Here is a 3291-nt window from a genome sequence, read left to right as displayed (position 1 = left end):
AATGAAGCTGGCATGACCTACGATGGCAAGACCGTCACGGCAACGATTGTGATTACTGAAAAGGATGATAAATTAGAAAGTAAGGTCACTTATTCAGATGACGATGCCAAAGAAAACACTGCTAATCAATTCGAGAATACCTTTAAAGAAAAACCAAAACCAATCGAAGTCTCTTTAGAAGCAGAGAAAAAATTAACGGGCCGCGAGTTAAAAGACAAAGACTTTAGCTTTGAACTATTCGACTCAGAGGGTCAATTAATTGATACGAAAGAAAACGATGGCTCGTCAATTGAGTTCAAGAAGTTGTCCTTTGATAAAACCGGAACCCATGTATATACGATCAAAGAAAAAGCCGGCAATGAAGTCGGCATGACCTACGATGGCAAGACCGTCACAGCGACGATTGTGATTACTGAAAAGGATGATAAATTAGAAAGTAAGGTCACTTATTCAGATGACGATGCTAAGGAAAACACCGCTAATCAATTTGAGAATAGCTTCAAAGAAAAACCAAAACCGATCGAAGTCTTATTAGAGGCGGAGAAAAAATTAACGGGTCGCGAGTTGAAAGATAAAGAGTTTAGCTTTGAACTATTCGACTCTGCCGAGCAACTGATCGAGACAAAGGAAAACGATGGTTCATCGATCAAGTTCAAGAAGCTGTCCTTCGATCAAACCGGAACCCATGTATATACGATCAAAGAAAAAGCCGGCAATGAAGCTGGCATGACCTACGATGGCAAGACCGTCACAGCAACGATTGAAATTACTGAAAAGGGTAACCAGTTAAATAGTAAGGTCACTTACTCAGATGACGACGCCAAAGAAAATATTGCGAATGAATTCCTCAATATTTACAATGAAGAACCGCCGACTGGAGGCTTCCTCATTAGAAAAGTAGATACTGACAGTAATGAGCCATTGGCCAATGCAGCCTTTCATGTTTTTGACGCTGAAATGCAACGAATCAGAGAAGACGAAGTAATTCAAACTGATGAAGATGGTGTCGTCAAAGTCAATGACCTGCCATTTGGTGATTACTATGTCGTAGAAGCGCATGCGCCAGAAGGCTACTTGATTGAAGATGAGCCGATGAAAGTATCGATCCACGAAGAAAGCCATGAAGAACGAAATATGGTGACCAACCGAGATCCTAAGATCAAAACAGGCATTACTTTAACCAAGATTGATTCAGCGACAGGAGAAAAATTGAAGGGCGCTGAGTTCCTTTTAAAAAATGCCCAGAATGAACCCGTGGATTTGGGAAGAAAGCTGATTACGGATGAAAATGGATTGATCCATATTGATTCTCTACCAGCAGGTGAGTATTCACTAGTGGAGTCCAATGCGCCAGAAGGCTATCAGTTAGATAGTGAACCTTTGACCTTTACGGCAGCAGAAGACAATAAATTGGTTGAACTAACCAAGAAAAACACAGTAGAACTCACACCTAAGAAAATACCAGAACCCAAAGCAACACCAACGAGTCTAAAAAAATACCCTGCATCCAGCTCTCAGACTTCTCAAGCAACACCAAGTTCAACGAGTAAACAATATCCTAAGTTGAATGTGGTTGAGCAGCTCTTCTTAACAGTGGTAGGCTGGGGAGTAGTAGGCGGAATATGGCTTTATCGAAAGAAAAAATAAATTCATAGAATGATAAAGTTTTAAGTGCGAAAAAGCGGGTGACAGCCAGCTTTTTCGTACTTTTTTATGTAGCGTACGTTTCATTCATTAAGCCAACACCTGTGGGATTCCCACAGGTGTATTTGTCTTGTCGTCATGGATCATGCCCGCTCAACCAGTGGTTGACCAGAGCTACGATCAGCCCCACAAAGAGCGGAGCGAGGACATATCGGATCAGCTCGCTCAAGGTGCATCACCTCCTCTCTAAAAGTGGAGGCTGACGACGTGAGCGAAATTACCTACGCAAAGGTATTAAGTTGTCAATGACCGAGTTTAGTTAGACGCTTCACTGTTAGTGAATGTCCGGATCGTCCTTGTTCCGACTTTTCTTGCGCCGTACCCAAGCCCAAAACCGCTGCTGTGTACTCATGGATTCGTGTGCTTCAGACTGCGCTGTTGAAGAAGTTGAAGGGACTTCGGCAGAGGATTCTTTACAATCGATCGTGTGCTTATCTCCGATTTCTGTTGATTGTCTTATTAATGAATTTTGGTTATTTCCCGCTTCTGCCGGGCCTTCCAATTTCCTTTCGATCGCTGTTCTGGTTGGCTCGAATACATGGTCATAGCTTCTGTTTGTTTTGGCAAGGATTGCTGCTTTTGCCTTTTCAAGGTGAACAGTTTCCTCTGGTTTTGTTGGAGCATTTGTTTTTGAAGCAGCTTTTTCGTGAGGCTGTTCGCTTGGAGTTTCGGTTTCAAGTTTCATTGCAGCTTCTTTATTTAGCTGTTCAGTCGGAGTGGTTACATCGACTTTCGGCTCATTTTCTAAGTCAAAAATCTCGTGATCATACGTGGTGACGATCTTGCCTGTGACCACAGTATCAAATAGTTTTACGCCGTTTTTTTCAAAAATGTCGAGTTGAGTTAATAGTTCGCAAGCTTCTTTTAGCTGTGCCGCTGGCAGGTCGGCATTCACATTTTTATAGGTCCAGTCGTGCTCTTTGCCTAGACCATTGGTGAAGGTCGTGACTAAATCATGGGTCATTTTTCTACGTTCCTTTCTTAATTTTTTTCTGCGTAGGTAGGTTTACTCTCAAGGTTCATTTGTTTCATCAGGACGGACTTTTGCGATTAGGGAACGGACAAGGGACATGGCTTTTTCGCCAAAGTTACGGACAGGAAATACTTTTGATTTTAACGAGCGCCATTCGGGTGTCATGAAATAATCTTGGAAATAATAGAAGAAGCGCCTCATGGTCCGAGTCGCTTTAGTGTGCAGAAAAATATCGCGGACAAGATCCTTTAGAATGAAGGCAAACTCCTCCGCACCAAGTTGAAACCGCACGCGTAACGCCAAGATATATTTGATCGTTAAGCTGCTATTTTGCGTTTGATAGTAGTAATTCGTGATTCGTTTTTCTAGTGTTGTAGATTTAAGATTGAACAATTGTCGGCAAGTCAGAGTTTGTTCATTCATGGATTTTTTTAGTAGGGGAGGGCGGTTGTTAGCCGCCACTCCCCAGTTTTTGTTTAAAAGATAATGGTTTCGACAGTTTCTACATACTTTGCACTAACGACATGGTCGAACAGTTTTTCGCCGTCCTTTTCAAAGATCGTCAAGAGTGTCAGTCTTTCTAAGATGCCTCGGATCTCATCACTGGATCGGTC

4 protein-coding genes are annotated in these 3291 nt (G+C 42.3%); 1 reads left to right on the top strand and 3 read right to left on the bottom strand.

Annotated features, from left to right (window positions below; genetic code table 11):
• The coding region (locus tag FFR60_RS15005) for a SpaA isopeptide-forming pilin-related protein (RefSeq protein WP_249355016.1) at positions 1 to 1647 on the top strand (1647 nt) is incomplete at its 5' end.
• Positions 1648 to 1780: 133 nt separating this feature from the next.
• On the opposite strand, the gene FFR60_RS23100 is transcribed toward FFR60_RS15005, so the two are convergent.
• The 3 genes from FFR60_RS23100 to FFR60_RS14990 form a co-directional block, all read right to left on the bottom strand.
• Positions 1781 to 1873: a type I toxin-antitoxin system Fst family toxin gene (locus FFR60_RS23100; RefSeq protein ID WP_137663145.1), complete on the bottom strand. Its 93-nt coding sequence runs from the start codon at positions 1871 to 1873 to the stop codon at positions 1781 to 1783.
• 105 nt (positions 1874 to 1978) lie between these two features.
• A complete protein-coding gene (locus tag FFR60_RS14995) occupies positions 1979 to 2668 on the bottom strand; it encodes a DUF2922 family protein (RefSeq protein WP_137664785.1) in 690 nt (229 codons plus the stop codon).
• A 48-nt stretch (positions 2669 to 2716) separates the two neighbouring features.
• Complete coding sequence (locus FFR60_RS14990; RefSeq protein WP_137664784.1) at positions 2717 to 3100, bottom strand: hypothetical protein; 384 nt, start codon at positions 3098 to 3100, stop codon at positions 2717 to 2719.
• Between the last annotated feature and the right edge of the window lie 191 nt (positions 3101 to 3291).

Origin of the sequence: Enterococcus hulanensis (assembly GCF_005405485.1) — a bacterium.
Classification (GTDB): Bacteria; Bacillota; Bacilli; order Lactobacillales; family Enterococcaceae; genus Enterococcus_A; species Enterococcus_A hulanensis.
The sequence above is the reverse complement of the archived record's forward strand: the minus strand, read 5'-3'. Positions and strand labels throughout refer to the sequence as shown.

Coding starts and splice junctions, on each gene's coding strand:
- FFR60_RS14995 (WP_137664785.1), bottom strand. CDS start 2,668: ATGACCCATGATTTAGTCACGACCTTCACCAATGGTCTAGGCAAAGAG.
- FFR60_RS14990 (WP_137664784.1), bottom strand. CDS start 3,100: ATGAATGAACAAACTCTGACTTGCCGACAATTGTTCAATCTTAAATCT.